The organism is Segatella hominis, assembly GCF_004535825.1.
Classification (GTDB): Bacteria; Bacteroidota; Bacteroidia; order Bacteroidales; family Bacteroidaceae; genus Prevotella; species Prevotella hominis.
Window position 1 is genome coordinate 58858 of the sequence record NZ_SGVY01000017.1, and the last position, 14619, is coordinate 73476.

At 40.2% G+C, this 14619-nt stretch carries 11 protein-coding genes and 1 tRNA gene; 1 reads left to right on the plus strand and 11 read right to left on the minus strand.

Annotated elements, in window-relative coordinates:
• Positions 1-21: 21 nt before the first annotated feature.
• The 6 genes from EXN75_RS08210 to EXN75_RS08240 all read right to left on the minus strand — a co-directional run bounded on the left by EXN75_RS08210 (position 22) and on the right by EXN75_RS08240 (position 5825).
• Positions 22-714 carry a DUF6048 family protein gene (locus EXN75_RS08210; protein ID WP_134843416.1) on the minus strand — a complete coding sequence of 231 codons (693 nt, stop codon included), beginning with the start codon at positions 712-714 and terminating at the stop codon, positions 22-24.
• Positions 668-1150, minus strand: a complete 483-nt coding sequence (locus tag EXN75_RS08215) for a DUF6452 family protein (RefSeq protein ID WP_118116845.1) — start codon at positions 1148-1150, stop codon at positions 668-670. The genes EXN75_RS08210 and EXN75_RS08215 overlap by 47 nt, the downstream gene beginning before the upstream one ends.
• Positions 1138-2109, minus strand: coding sequence for a glycosyltransferase (locus tag EXN75_RS08220; protein ID WP_118116842.1), 972 nt, complete (start codon positions 2107-2109; stop codon positions 1138-1140). The genes EXN75_RS08215 and EXN75_RS08220 overlap by 13 nt, the downstream gene beginning before the upstream one ends.
• 21 nt (positions 2110-2130) lie before the next feature.
• Positions 2131-2664, minus strand: a complete 534-nt coding sequence (locus tag EXN75_RS08225) for a DUF4199 domain-containing protein (protein ID WP_118116840.1) — start codon at positions 2662-2664, stop codon at positions 2131-2133.
• Between the two features lie 272 nt (positions 2665-2936).
• Positions 2937-3010: transfer RNA gene (locus EXN75_RS08230), tRNA-Thr, on the minus strand.
• A gap of 235 nt (positions 3011-3245) precedes the next feature.
• Positions 3246-5825 (minus strand): endonuclease MutS2, encoded by a 2580-nt coding sequence (locus EXN75_RS08240; RefSeq protein WP_134843418.1) that lies wholly within the window; start codon positions 5823-5825, stop codon positions 3246-3248.
• A gap of 225 nt (positions 5826-6050) precedes the next feature.
• Here EXN75_RS08240 and EXN75_RS08245 point away from each other — a divergent pair, with 225 nt between their 5' ends.
• The gene (locus EXN75_RS08245) at positions 6051-8327 is read left to right on the plus strand and encodes a right-handed parallel beta-helix repeat-containing protein (RefSeq protein ID WP_134843419.1); all 2277 of its coding nucleotides are present in this window, start codon (positions 6051-6053) and stop codon (positions 8325-8327) included.
• A 103-nt stretch (positions 8328-8430) separates the two neighbouring features.
• Here the strand turns inward: EXN75_RS08245 and EXN75_RS08250 are convergent, their stop codons facing one another.
• The 5 genes from EXN75_RS08250 to EXN75_RS08270 form a co-directional block, all read right to left on the minus strand.
• Complete coding sequence (locus EXN75_RS08250; protein WP_134843420.1) at positions 8431-8982, minus strand: thiamine phosphate synthase; 552 nt, start codon at positions 8980-8982, stop codon at positions 8431-8433.
• Positions 8979-9917, minus strand: coding sequence for a bifunctional hydroxymethylpyrimidine kinase/phosphomethylpyrimidine kinase (gene thiD, locus EXN75_RS08255; protein ID WP_134843421.1), 939 nt, complete (start codon positions 9915-9917; stop codon positions 8979-8981). The genes EXN75_RS08250 and thiD overlap by 4 nt, the downstream gene beginning before the upstream one ends.
• Positions 9918-10668: 751 nt before the next feature.
• Complete coding sequence (locus EXN75_RS08260; RefSeq protein WP_134843422.1) at positions 10669-12183, minus strand: DUF262 domain-containing protein; 1515 nt, start codon at positions 12181-12183, stop codon at positions 10669-10671.
• 3 nt (positions 12184-12186) lie between these two features.
• Positions 12187-13113 carry a hypothetical protein gene (locus tag EXN75_RS08265; RefSeq protein ID WP_134843423.1) on the minus strand — a complete coding sequence of 309 codons (927 nt, stop codon included), beginning with the start codon at positions 13111-13113 and terminating at the stop codon, positions 12187-12189.
• Positions 13110-14249, minus strand: coding sequence for an AAA family ATPase (locus tag EXN75_RS08270; RefSeq protein ID WP_134843424.1), 1140 nt, complete (start codon positions 14247-14249; stop codon positions 13110-13112). Before EXN75_RS08270 ends, EXN75_RS08265 begins: the two co-directional genes overlap by 4 nt.
• Between the last annotated feature and the right edge of the window lie 370 nt (positions 14250-14619).

Consider the following 14619-nt stretch of genomic DNA (forward strand, 5'->3'; position numbering starts at 1 on the left):
TGTGAATTTGTTAGAGATTTTTTAAAACTCGTATGCTATGTTGAATGTACCTCCAAAACGAGAGTTTCCCTGTTTTCCAAATCCAGGAACGTACCATGCATTCCCCAGTTCTCCATCGTTGTGGGCGATGCGGCGTTTGTATCTTACGCTCCAACCCATTCTGATAGGTCCCCAAATCTTGGCATCTACACCAAAAAGAATTTCCATCCAGTGATAGTTGCAGGATATATCTTTGGCTTCGTATGGAGAGGTCGTGCCCCAGATGGGATCTGTAATCTCAGGACCTGTCAGGTCGTATTTGTAGGAAGTGAAAGCGTATCTCAGACCACCATAGAGACGGTAGATGTCATGCTTGTTTTTCATCAGGTTCCAGTCCAGACCGATGCGACCATAGGGTGCACTTGTCTTATAGTGCAGATTGGTTCCTTCGTCCTTGGCATCTGCTTTTCCTAAACCTAATTCAACGACAGGGAAGTACTTGTCTTTCAGGTTGATGCGCAGGGCTGCTTCATACTGCCCATAATCTCCAAGCAGCATCTGTCCTGCTCCAAAAGCATCAACACTTATAGCCATGCCTCTTAATAAAGGTATGGTATCAGCCTGAGCAATCACTTTCTTTACCTTTGATTGTGCAAAGGTTGGGGTACTAGCGAAAAGTAATAGAATGCTAATCGCGAGTGCCGAAATATATGAGGAAATGAGATTTCGTTGCATCAAAATTTACGTCTTTATGGTTGATGACTACAGAATCTATCAAGTGGTGAGTCGTCGTAACTCCCGTAATCGTATGGAAGTAGGACGGACTGCAATCGATTGATTCGAAATGTGGATGATTGTCTTTTGATACGATGAGGGTATCTTTGAACACGCGCTCTTGGGCATCTTGAATCTCGAAATAGAGCGTGTCTGCTGCATTCGTGTAACTCATTGGTAGCATGAAGCTATCAACATTCTCATCCTTATTGATGAGAATGCTGTCTTCACCATCTTGTTTGTTTGTCGAGATGGTCATGTATGAACCTGTGAGTTGAGTTACGTTTCCGTCCAGTTTGTATTTGGTATATACCGTGTTGTTAAGTGGACAGTCGAGCGTGGAACAACTCACCATCGTTGCGATGGCGAACAGGATGATAGGGATTATTTTCCGCATCTTATCTCTTTTTCTATTTGATAGTCATTACGATTTGGATTCTGGCGGCTGATAAGGTCGCCTAAAAAGCCAGCAAGGAACAGTTGGCTTCCTAACAACATGGCTGTCAGGGCAATGAAGAAATATGGGGAATCTGTGATGAGATGTCCATATACTCCCTGGTGGAGTTCTATCATCTTATCAATTCCCAATCCTATGAGGGAAAGGAAAGCTATGAAGAATACCACACTGCCCAAGAAACCGAATACGTGCATTGGCTTCTTGCCGAAGTTACTCAGGAACCAAAGTGTCATCAGGTCCAGATAACCGTTGACAAAGCGGTTCCAGCCCATGAATTTGGATGTGCCAAATTTGCGTGCTTGGTGGTGTACTGGTTTTTCTCCGATTTTATCAAAACCTGCGTTCTTTGCCAGATATGGGATGTATCTGTGCATTTCTCCGTAAACCTCTATGTTCTTGATGACGTCTTTACGGTAAGCTTTCAGTCCGCAGTTGAAGTCATGCAGGTTGTGAATACCACTCACTTTGCGTGCTGTGGCATTGAAGAGTTTTGTAGGGATCGTCTTGGAGAGTGGATCTCCCTGTTTGCGGTTCTGCTTGTATCCGGAAACCAGATCGTACCCCTCTTTTGTAATCATATGATAAAGTGCAGGAATCTCATCTGGAGAATCCTGTAAGTCTGCATCCATAGTAATAACTACATCGCCTTGAGCTTCTTTGAATCCGCAGAATAGGGCAGGACTTTTTCCATAGTTACGGCGGAATTTGATGCCCTTCACGTTCGCTGATTTTTCTGCAAGTTCTTCGATGACCTCCCAGGAATGGTCGGTAGAACCATCGTTGACGAATATAACCTCAAAGCTAAAGTCGTTGGCTTTCATTACGCGTTCTATCCACGCATAAAGTTCTGGCAAAGATTCTTCCTCATTGAATAGAGGTACAACAACTGTTATGTCCATTTTTTATTCTTGGTTTATAATTTATTCTTTTTTTTGTTTTCTACTCATGAATGCTGCAATCGCTGGACTCAGGATAATGGCAACAAATATATCTGTAATCATGAATGCTGCAGCCCAGGATATGGGTTTCATCATGCTGATGGCTTCTATGAGTGTCTTTATCTCGTTGGCTGGAAAGTTGTATGTTTTCAGCATCAGGGTGTAATTGTCTATGATGTAGCTCATGAAAACACCTGTATCAAGGAATTTAAACCATAGAAATTGAACGATGGTCAGGAGTAAGGTAGCATTGAAGAATGTTTGTGCACAATAAAATAAACCTCTTCTGAATGAAATGGATCCATCCAATGCATTGTCTCTGAATGCCTTCAGTCTTTTTGCTACCACAAATGGAGTGCTGATAGCCAAGATGTTGGCCAATAAACTAAGCAAAGCATAGCCTGGCGTTACCGACCACATGGTGGATGCAAAACTGGCTATCCAAACAGCGCCCAAAATGGCTCCGTCCTGTCTGGCAAAAGCTTTTGTTTGTGTAATCTTTACTACATCTATCATTTTGATTATTTTCCTTTAGCTATTTTTATAATGATATGTTTATGAAATAATTCTTGCTGTATTTCTTATACTATCTTGCAAAATTACGTAAATTTCTGCACATACCGACAATATTTCCTTTATTTTTATATATATTTTGTATTGTTTGTCAAAAAGTTGCCCGAAAATAGGAGAGAGGGGAGAAATCTGTCTGTATATGATAAAGGTATCAGTTTGTTTATAAAAGTCTATAAAAACAAAAAAGGAACTTCCATGAAGAAAGTTCCTTTTTGAGCCTCTTGTCGGATTCGAACCAACGACCCCGAGATTACAAATCACGTGCTCTGGCCAACTGAGCTAAAGAGGCGGGTGGACAAGCGATTCATATCGCACCGCTACAACCAAGTACCCTTGCTATGTTCCTATCCTGGGGGATTCCGAGGGAGCTGGTCGTATGAGACTTGTCCGTCTCAATGTGCTTTAAAATGCTTATTGCTTTTAAGCGGGTGCAAAGGTACGGCTTTATTTTGTATTGACCAAAACTTTTCTCAGAAAAGTTTTGGTCTTTAACATTTGTTTAGAAAAACAGACTCAAAATCGCTTTAGAAATCGACGACAGTAATGCCTGCTCCACCAAATTGCACATGTTCGTCAGCGTAATGTACCACATTTGGGATACTGCTCACATACTGTCTGATGAGTTGGCGCAGAATACCGTTTCCTTTTCCATGCAGGATTCTTACGCGAGGCATTCCCACCAATATGGCGTCATCAATAAAGTGCTGAACCGCATTGAGTGCTTCGTCTCCACGCATACCTCTTACATCAAGGTCCTGGTGGAAATTACTCTTATGGGCATCAATTGTCTTGCGTGTCTCCTTGCTAATGCCATATGAAGCTAAATTCTCTTTTCTTTCTTCTGTCTTATCCTTTTCTGTAGAAGCAGTGGCATGTTCCAGTCTGCTGAGGCGCATTTTTGTTTTCATACCTCCAAAGACAGCGGTGGCCATGTCGCCAGAGATGCTTTCGATCTTGCCCACGGTAGTGAGTCCCTTGATGCGCACGGTGTCACCTTCTTTCAACTCCTTGTTGCTTTCGGCCTGTGACTTGTTCTGTGCATTGCGAAGGGCGGCAGCAGCTTTCTCCTGATTCTGTGCCTTTTCAGCCTTTCGTTTGGCGTGGCGTTCTTTTCGTTGCTGTATCTGCGCTATCTTGCGGGCAATCTTGTCATCATTGTCCTTTGTGTCAATCTCTTGCATTTCCTGTTTGAATGCATCCAGTTCTTGACGAATGCGCTTGGTTTCTTCTTTCTCAGCCTGATTCTTGCGAATTTCCCGGATGGCATTCTCTATCTTCTTATTGCTTTCCTTGAGAAGTTCTTCTGCCTGCTGCTTTGCCTTGGCGAGAATCTGCTTGCGACTTTTTTCTATTTCCTCTATGTCGCTCTCGTATTTGGAGATCGTCTTCTCCATATCCTTTTCACGCTGGTGTATGCTCTGTCGCTTGTTTTCCCAGTAGCGCTTGTCTCTTACGATATCCTGCAGGTATTTATCGCTCTGGATGTATTCAGAACCTACAATGTCGCTGGCTTCTTTGATGACTTCCTCTGGCAAACCGATTTTGCGGGCTATCTCAATGGCGAAAGAAGAACCTGGACGCCCGATGGCCAACTGGAATAATGCTTTCATCTCATGGCGGTCGTAGAGCATGGCTCCATTGGCTACTCCTTCATGACTGTCTGCAAAATGTTTCAGATTCTGGTAGTGGGTTGTTATGACACCATAGGCTTGTTGCTTGCAGAATTTGTCGAGCACCGCTTCTGCTATGGCACCGCCAATGCCAGGTTCTGTACCCGTACCGAACTCATCTATCAATATGATGGTACTGTTGTTGGCAGCCCTCATCATATTTTTCATGTTGAGGAGGTGGGAAGAGTAGGTACTGAGATCGTTCTCCAGACTCTGTTCGTCACCGATATCAATCATGATATTCTGGAATACGCCCGTCTTAGAGCGTTCGCTTACTGGGATGCTCAGACCGCACTGCAACATATATTGTAGCAGTCCTACGGTTTTCAGACAGACGGATTTACCACCGGCATTAGGACCGGATATGATCAGTATCCTTTTTTCTTGCGTTAATATAATGTCGAGTGGTACTACCTTTTCGCCTTTCTTCTCCAGAGAGATCTGGAGGAGTGGGTGAATGGCTCGTATCCAGTCAATATGTGGGTGGTCTTCAACTTCCGGTTCTATTGCCTTGAAGATTTCTGCTATTTTAGCCTTTGCCTGTGTCAGGTCTATTTTAGCTAAAAATCGATAGCTGTCCATCATCTCGCGTACGTATGGGCGTACCTTATTGGTAAAGTTTGTGAGGATGCGGATGATTTCCTTGCGCTCTTCGCCTTCCAGTTCGCGTACACGGTTGTTGGCTTCCACCACTTCTGTCGGTTCAATGAATACGGTCTTACCGGTGGCACTCTCGTCATGTACGATACCTTTGATTTTCTTTTTCAGCGTAGGTATCACCGGAATCACCAGTCTGCCGTCACGAAGCGTAGGAGTTACATCCTTTTCAACCACACCTTCGCTTTGTGCAGAACGTAATATACTATATAAGGTACGCGAAATGCTTCCTTCGGTCTTTGCAAGTTCTCTTCTGATCTGCAGCAATTCCGGTGTAGCATTGTCACGTATCTTTCCGTATTTATCCAATATCTGATCGATGCGCTGAATAATCTGAGGAAATGTTATCACGTCTTTTGCCAAGCGGTGCAAGGCTGGATATGTATATTTCTTCTCCCTGCGCCAACCGTCGTTTTCTTCAGCATGACTGTCGTCTTCATCGCTGTGGTTGAGGATTTTCACGATGCTTTCAATGGTTGAAAGTGAACGGCGAAGATCGAAAAGTTCATTTTCCTCCAGATGGGTATTTTCTATGCGGATACGTACGATGCTCTCTCTCACATCGTAGAAATATTGTAGCGGAAAGTCCTCTACTTCAGAGATGAGTTGTCTGAACTCACGCACTTGCATGAGCCATTCGTTTACCGTTTCTGCATGGTCGCTGAATCCCATTTTCTCCACCTGTTCCTTGCCGAGGGTGGAAAGACAGCGTTCGCGCAACATGGTTCGGATTTCATTAAATCCTATCTTTTGTTCAAAATTATCTGGATAAATCATTTCTTGTTTCGAAAATTTTTGTGCAAAGTTACTGCAAAATTCTGATTTACCGAAGAAAATTAGCATTATTTTTCTCCTTGGTTGATTGGATATTTATTCCGCAATGTTTATTAAATCTTAAAAAATACCTACTTTTTAATAGAATTCACCAAATTGTTATATCTTTGTGACTGCTAACTATGCATAATTGTAAATCGAACTTAAATAATAACTACTCAAACAAAAATGAAAACAAAATTTTTGATGAAGGCATCTCTCATGGGATTATGTCTTCTTGCTTCTATGGAAGTATCTGCCAAAGATTATTATTTGGCACCAGGTGGAACTGGTAATGGTATGACAATTGACAAACCATTCGGTGATCCGATCAAGGCTTTTGCCGCCCTGAAGGCAGGTGATGTCCTTTATGTAAGAGGAGGAACTTACCATCTCTCCCAAACGATCAAGGTAAATCAGACGGGTACGGCTGACAAGCGAATCTGTGTCTTCGCCTATCCTGGTGATACAGAACGCCCTGTTTTTGATTTCTCTGGTCAACCTCGCTCTACATCTACTGAAGCTGCTTCTTATCGTGGAGTGATGCATAATATCGGCGCAAACTACTGGCATTATCGTGGATTGGATTTTTGCCATGCTGCTGATAATGGTATGAAATTGGAGGGTTCTTACTGCGTGGTAGAACTCTGTCGCTTCTACGGCAATGAAGATACGGGTCTGCAACAGGGATTTGGTAAAGACTCCAAGGGAAACAATACGCGTAATACCGAGTTCAAATATGGACGTTATAATATCATTGTGAATTGTGATGCTTTCGATAATCATGATCCTTGGACCAATGGTGGAAATGCAGATGGATTTGCTATCAAATTGTATCCTGGTCCTGGCAATGAGTTCCATGGTTGTCGTGCTTGGCATAATTCTGATGATGGATGGGATTTGTATTATACGGTTTTCCCTATTGTTGTAGATAACTGTTGGGTTCTTAACAATGGTTTTGACAAGGGCAATGCCAACGGATTTAAGATGGGTGGTTGTAAACAAGGTGGAACCTCAACAGGTGCTCATGTGTTTAAGAACTGTATTGCGGCTTTCCATGCCAAGAAAGGATTCGATCAGAATCATCATCGTGAGGGTTCTTACCTGATCAATGACCTTTCTTTTGGCAATGGTATCAATTACGGTTATAATATGGAGGAACCTGATTATGGAAATTGGGTACTTCGCAACTGTGTGGGCTTCGCTTATGGTTCGCAGAAGATGGAGCGTAATTCGGCCTTTACCATTGCTCCTGATATTGATTATTGTACTTGGACTACTCTCGATCATACCAATCCGATGGGTGAGAAAGCAAGTAGTAACGGAACTTCTTATTCTAAGACGATTGGTAATTATGCTTCTGAATATGAGGATCTCAGTTATGAAACGGCTATAGGAGACCGTCAGGAGAATGGTGAACTTCCTTTGAAGTTTGGTAGATTGAAAGCTGGCAGTAAACTGATAGATACAGCCACTCCTATTACGGATTTCAAGACTATAGATGCTCACAAGACTGCTTATGAATATGCCGACAATGTTCCTCAGAACTGGTCTGTCACACTCAATATTCCATACGTGGGCAAGGCTCCTGATTATGGTCCTTATGAGTTTGGAGGTAATGACAATGCCTATACGTTGCAGATGCCTGTGAACGATGGAACTGTTGAGGATGCCGAGGTTGATAATACTGATGATGGTAAATATTATCAGATTGCTACTGTGGTTAATAATTACCTTTTCCAGGATGATGTTTTGGATAGCAATGTGAAGAAATATATTACTGATGGCAATGCGGCAGGTGTACTTCCTAAATATTACGGAAAATCAAGCGATGGTAAGTCTTCCGTAACTTATGTGGATGAAAATACTGCACGGGGTAAGAAATATTCTGCAACTTATGGTGCTTATCGTTTGCCAAAAGGAACCTGTGTGGAATTTACGCTCGAATCGCTTGCGCAGTTGCAGTCTAATGTTTATTGTACTGGAGGTCGTACTCTGAATATAGCCTGGCATTATGTGGATAACTCCAATTCAGGCACCGCGTCTGTTTCTTTAAGCGAAGGTGTTGCTTTCGTAGATGTTGCTGCTAAGATTGGTAAAAAGATAGAGAAAAAGCCGATTGTTGTGACTTTAACTAACAATGGTGGAGGTGATATGTATCTTACTGATTTGACTCTTGGTGTTTATCAGGAAGTTGATGAGAATGGTAACGTGGTTAATGGCATTCAGGATATCGTATCAGAAACCAAGACACAGAAGTCTTATCAGATGTATCAGACTACCAATGGTCTGATTGTCTATGGTGAAATTGCTTCTCTTCAAGTATATGGAATGGGTGGTCAGAAGGTTGCTGAAAGTTCTGATTCCCAGTTTGTGAATATAGCCAGTCTTTCTAAGGGTGTTTATGTGGTTAGAATCCTTGGTAGGGATGGAAGTCTGGTTGCTCAGAAATTCCTGAGAAAATAAACTGATTTCATCGTAAGGAAAAAAATAAAAACGGTGTTTGTCCAGACAAGACAAACATCGTTTTTTTCTATATCGTATACTTGGGTGTGTTCCTTTCTACATACTATTGTTTGACCAGTTGATTCCAGACATTTCCAAGCATGGCTGCCCCACCAAAGTGCCATGCTTCTAATTGTGGAATATTAGCTTCTGTTATTCCGCCAAGTGCAAATACCCGCTCGTTGATGATTCCTTCTTTTGCTGCTTCTGTCAGTTGCTCTGATGTGAAAGCATGACAGTAACCTTGCTTGGATATGCTGTCGTAGATAGGACTGAGGAATACGTAATCATAATGGAATGCTAAGGCTTCTCTGACTTCATCCAGAGAATGGCATGAACGGGAGATGCTTCCTGTGAAGTTGGCTGGAATTTGATGGTTCCTGCGATTGAGATGAATACCGTGTAGATGATATTTCATGCAGAGCTCAAAATGATCGTGTATCACAATCCGTGAATACCATTTTTCTGGTATGGTCTTCAACAGCTTTTCGCAATCAGCTTGGGATGACTCGGGTTTCCTGAAATGGAGCAAGTCAATACCCGATTCAAACAACTGGTTGATATAGGTAGCCTCATCTTTAATGAAGTGGGGCAATGTGATTACTATTCTTTTCATTTCTCGGTCTTATCAGATATGATGGGTTCATCTGTTAGAATGTATAGTTTTTGAGGTGCATGGAAGTGATTGACAGGTCCATGTCCTTCACCGATCTTTACGTCTTTTCCAGCTTCGATGGCATCCGATAGATAAGCCTTAGCAGAAGAGATGGCTTCTTCCATATTGTATCCGCGAGCAAGATAAGAGGTGATGGCAGAAGAGAGCGTGCAACCTGTTCCGTGCGTATTGCATGTATTTACTGTTGCACCTTTATAGATTGCAGTTTCTCTGATATCGCCTGTATGTTCCTGTTTGTTGGCTTCTTGATGCTGTTTGTTCTCGAAAAGATAATCCATCTTTTCTTTTCCTTCAAAGTGACCGCCTTTGATAAGAACGTTGTTGCACCCCAATTGGATAATGGATGCGGCTGCTTTCCTGATATCGTCCACGTTCTGGATTTTCCTTCCTGCGAGGATTTCTGCTTCTGGAATATTCGGAGTGAGCAGGGAGGCAAGTGGTAGGAGTTCTTCTATGAATATCTCCAGCGCATCTTTCTGCATGAGTTGGCAACCGCTTGTGGAAACCATCACCGGGTCGATGATTAGCTGGAAGGAATGGGTAGGGGCAGACGCTTGTTGCTTATCTGGCGCCGCAGTTAAGTATTTTTTGAGCGTTTCTGCTATTGCATGTATGGTTTCGCCGTCGTTAACCATTCCTATCTTGATGGCTTGAGGGTGAATATCATCCATGACAGCTTCGATTTGTCCGCTTACAATTTCCGGTTCAACTTTTTGGATTCCAAACACGCCGGTGGTATTCTGCACCGTGATGGCTGAAATCGCAGAGGAAGCATATACGCCCAGGGCAGACATCGTTTTTATGTCAGCCTGAATGCCTGCTCCACCACAACTGTCAGAGCCTGCTATAGTTAATGCTGTATAATATCTCTTCATATTCTTTTCGTCTTAAAAATGATTTAAACGATCTATCGGGTAATTGCGGAGAGAGAGTGATTCTAACCCCCGGTACCTCTCGGTACTATCTGATATTCAGATGCTGTCTTCTGAGAAAATCCAGCGTTTTAATCAGTTTTCGTCCGTAATTCGTCCACGGACGACCAACTTTAATTCATTGATATGTAGTGATTTGGATTAATACTTTTATCTATTTTCAGATTTTTGTTGTCGATTTTTGCCGTTGTAAACTACCTGAATAGGCGGTAAAAAAAGGTTGTTTTGTTGAGATTCTCAATACTTTTCGCCGTGCCATCAAATGGCTCTGTTTGCTTTCTTATTATGTCGTTTGCATATTTTTACATCATTGTTAAGTTATATTTCAAATATCCAATCATGGGACACATAATGCATCCTATTTTCTAATCAGACAACTTCGGTTTTCTCTGTTCCATGTGCCTTTTGCTGGCAATAAAAGTGTAGCTATATGTAGCGTTGCTGATTATCAGATACTTATCTGCAAAAAAAGTGAGATCTGAAAACTGTATCTACGTTGTAGCGGCTTGTAGCGGAGTGTAGCGAAGCAGCTGAATTTGTGTGCAAAGTTAGTATAAAACTCCAATAAAAGAGAATTTTGTTTAAAGAATTAATTTTAATTGGATTTTGAAAAAATCAATTATATTATGTCGTAGCGGCAGGCTGTTGTGAAACACCCTGCCGTTTACGATATGTGTCTATTAAACTCTTATTATTATTCTACCAACAAACCAACTTGTTGTAGCAGTTCTTTTTCTGCATTTACAAGCAATAAATCTCTTTGACGTTTAAAATCGTTAAAATTGCCTTCTTTTAATAATTTAAGCATGTCTTGTGTTAAGGCATATTTTTCAAAATCAATAAAATCTAAGTCTCCTCCATTTATAATATGTGAGAAAATTTGCTTGTCCTGACTATTTAAAAAGAGAAATATTCCTACAGGTGAATCTTGTAGCAATTTTCCCTGACCTATATATGCCAAGTCTGAAGCTGCACTTCTTTTGACGTAGATATTTGCCAAAGTTATCATCAACAAGTTGCTAAGTGCAGATTGTGTAGAGAAGCGAAAATCCAAATATGGAATCTGAATGTTCCCATATTTCTCTACAGCATCTTGACTTTCTCCCTTGATAAATTTGTCTAAGTCTCTGAAAATTGGTCTTACAGCTGTCAGAGAACTATTTTGAAAAGACTGACAAACTGTTGTATAAAAAAACCATTTCTTTAACTCTTTAATTTGACTTTCGGAAGGTTCCTTGATTTCTTTGAAGAAGTTGGTTATACCAACTAATTGCTTGGCGTATGGTAACATCTTATATGAGAGTACACCACATTCGTCATGTAAAAAGGAAACTGCTTTGGTTACATCAGATTTTATGGAGTCCAAATGTTGAGTTAAGTCATTCTTTACCAAATCTTCCATAATATTGCTATCATAGAAGTTCTTTCCGATATAGCGGCAGCAACAGTTCAATATATCATCCTGTCGCAAATCTTCAAAACCATATGCAGCTAGAGAACTAATCAAATCATTGATTTCATCTGAAAGCAAAGGTGTTCGTTCGTCTTTATAATAGATAGCTTGGAGCATAGATACTTTTGATATATCGGTGCCCTTTGAGTTGATTCGTGAGAAAACAGTTCCTGCTTCATCCAAACTGCAATTTTCTATCTGTACTTCTCCAATTTCATAGCTTTGAAGTCTTGCATTCATGGCTTTTGCACGATCTACATATGTAGCTAATTTTTCCTTGTCGGAAATAGATGACATTAATTTTTGCAAACAAGTGAGTAAGGATAGTGTATCATATACATCAGGTAATTCCATGATGTAATCTTTGCTCCTTCCTCTTGCATATTCGAAGCAATCCTTGTCTAAGTTGTAAACAATTTTGAGTACATCTTCCTTAGCTTCAAGTTTGGTGACACAGCCGTAGAATGTTGTTAAGCGTTGGCGTCCATCAAGTACATAAAATTCGGGTGAAGAAACATTTATTATCTTATCTGAAATGATATCTTTAGCCCTTGAATCATGGTTTTCTTCTGGTTTCCACAGAATAATAGAACCTATAGGATATCCCTTGCTGATGCTATCAAAAAGGTCTAAAACCTGTTCTTTTTTCCAGACGAAGTCACGTTGAAAAACTGGAATCGCATATCTGCCATTTTTAATTTTTGCAGCTATTTCTCTAAGGTACTCACGTTCTGGTTTTATAGAAATACTAGCCATATACTATATTAATTTTACGAATTTAAGGAGAAGAAGCTGAATTTCAGACATCTGTACTCCTTTTACATTAAAATGTTTTGCTTTCTTTTCAAAATCAGCTCTTGACATTCGGTGGGATAAATCTGTAACCATGTTTTTTTTGTATCCATGAATATTGCCTATGTTATAGTAGTCATATCCATAAGCAGAAGTTTCCGCTTCATTCACATTTACTCCTAATTCCAAATATTTTTCTTTTGGAAAATAATTTTCAACAGCTCTTTTGTACCACATGTGCCATGTCCACCCACCTGGTTGTTTGAGGGTATATACATCTGTATCATTCATCTGCTCAGCTTTTTTTCCACAAAGAAAATGAAACAGTGAATTCTTTTTGGGTGAAAATGACACTGCGTCATCTGTATCTCTATCAAAGATAGCACAACATTTCATTTGGTAGACGTTGGCATAAGAAGATGAGTCCTTTTGTTGTAACAGCAGATGATATTGATTAAATCCACCACCATGGAATGGAACTATGTGATTGCATTTCATTGCTTTCGAGAGAAGGGCAAACATGTTTTTGAATTGTGAATCATGTTTATAAATCTCTGGTAGCAATTTATACAAATCCCATTCGTATGGCGCATTTTCTATTAATATCTCAGAAGGAAGTTCTATTAGCTTTTGTAAATCTTGGCTATAGACTGCCAAGTCTATTGTTGTCAAATAAGTACGGCATTCCTGGGTAATGTCAAAGCCTTTGTATATTAACATTAAGTCTGACTGGGTCTTACTGCCGTATTCTTTGATAGTATTGCAAATAAACAACCTTGTTTTGCTATCGCAACTTATGTAATGGCCATAACGCATGATTAATGCGCATTTGTCGGAAAGATCCTGCTTGGAAATGCTTTCTGCAGCATAATTATAACTTATACTCACTATCATAGATTATGCTCCATAATTTCAGACATCAAATCAAAACTCTCACTAAAAATGCCTACAGGCCATGTCGTCAATTCTCCATTGGGCAGAATTTCGATCTTGTCCAAAACGGCCCCCGTATCATCATGATTTACGTAGTATATAATTACGTCATCCGATGAGAAGTCAACATCATGATTGGCAACAAGATTTCTTAATCCCAATATGAAGTTTTCAGAATGGGATTCTATCAAATATTTCTTATTGAGCAGTTTTGCTGATTCTGCAATACGGTATGCCACATTAGCATGAGCAGCAGGGTGCAAGTGTAATGCTGGCTGTTCTATCCCTAAAATATCCACATTGTTATTTAAGAATGAAGCAACAATGATCGGTAGTACTTGACTCAAGCCTTGTCCCACTTGTGATATGTTGACATCAATATCTTCATGACGAACGTAAAGGCTATAGCTTCCTGTGGAAGGACCATTTTGCTTAAAACTCAATTTCTGCCCTTCCAAATTTTTCTCAAACCATTTTGAAACTTCCTCGAAAAGTTTTCCGTCACTGAGGTAAGAGTTCAATAATGCTGAATAGGCATTTTCTCCTTTAAGACCTACAGAGGTAATATCGTTGTTTCCCTCAAAAGAAATCTCCTTTGGTGCGCTAATTCTTATTGGTCCTATATAGTCTGCATTCAAAGACAAACTTTCGGCTGAGATTTTCAACTTCTCGGTTGCTTTAGGAAATTTTAATCCTTTAAGTATAGGAAATCCCTCAAGAGATACCTGCTCTTGAAATTTATTGCCCTTACTTGTAACCTCATAGTTATACACAAATAATTGTCCGTTATTGATGGCATAGGTAACCTTGAAACTATTGCCGTTGTCGAAATTCAAACCGAGGCTAAGATCCATCAGACTATAATTATAAAATAGTTCTTCATATCTACTTCCTAAGGCGACACCGTTGTTTGACAGCATTAATGGTGCAGTCATAATTTCTGATGTTGCCTTTTGAAATAGCGGCAAAAGTTTCATGATAGAACTTTTTCCGCTACTATTCTTTCCTATGAGAACCGTAACAGGTCTAACCTCCAAAAGTTGCTCCTTTTGGAATGCCTTGTAGTTCTTTATATATATACTCTTAAGTGAAGCCATATTTTCATTCTTTTAATTTGCGAAAATACAAAAAAAAAATGATATTTAAGTATGTTACCTATGTTCTTTAAGAATTATTAAGCGTTTTACGATGAAAAATGCAATGGGATTTTCATGATTTTTCGGCTATGTTTTCATCCTAATTGCTTGATATACAATAGGGTCATATTCAAAAACAAAATGTAGTACACAGAAGTCTCAGAAAAAAAATCACCCCAAATCCCCAATGTGATTTCAAGTATTCCTTAATTCCGCAACACTATAGTTTAACATTATTTATAAGTGCCTGAGCAACAAAAAGTTGCCCAGGATTTTGCCATGTCAGAATTTTCACTTACCTTAGTGTTGCGAAAAGAAGACAAGCAAAACT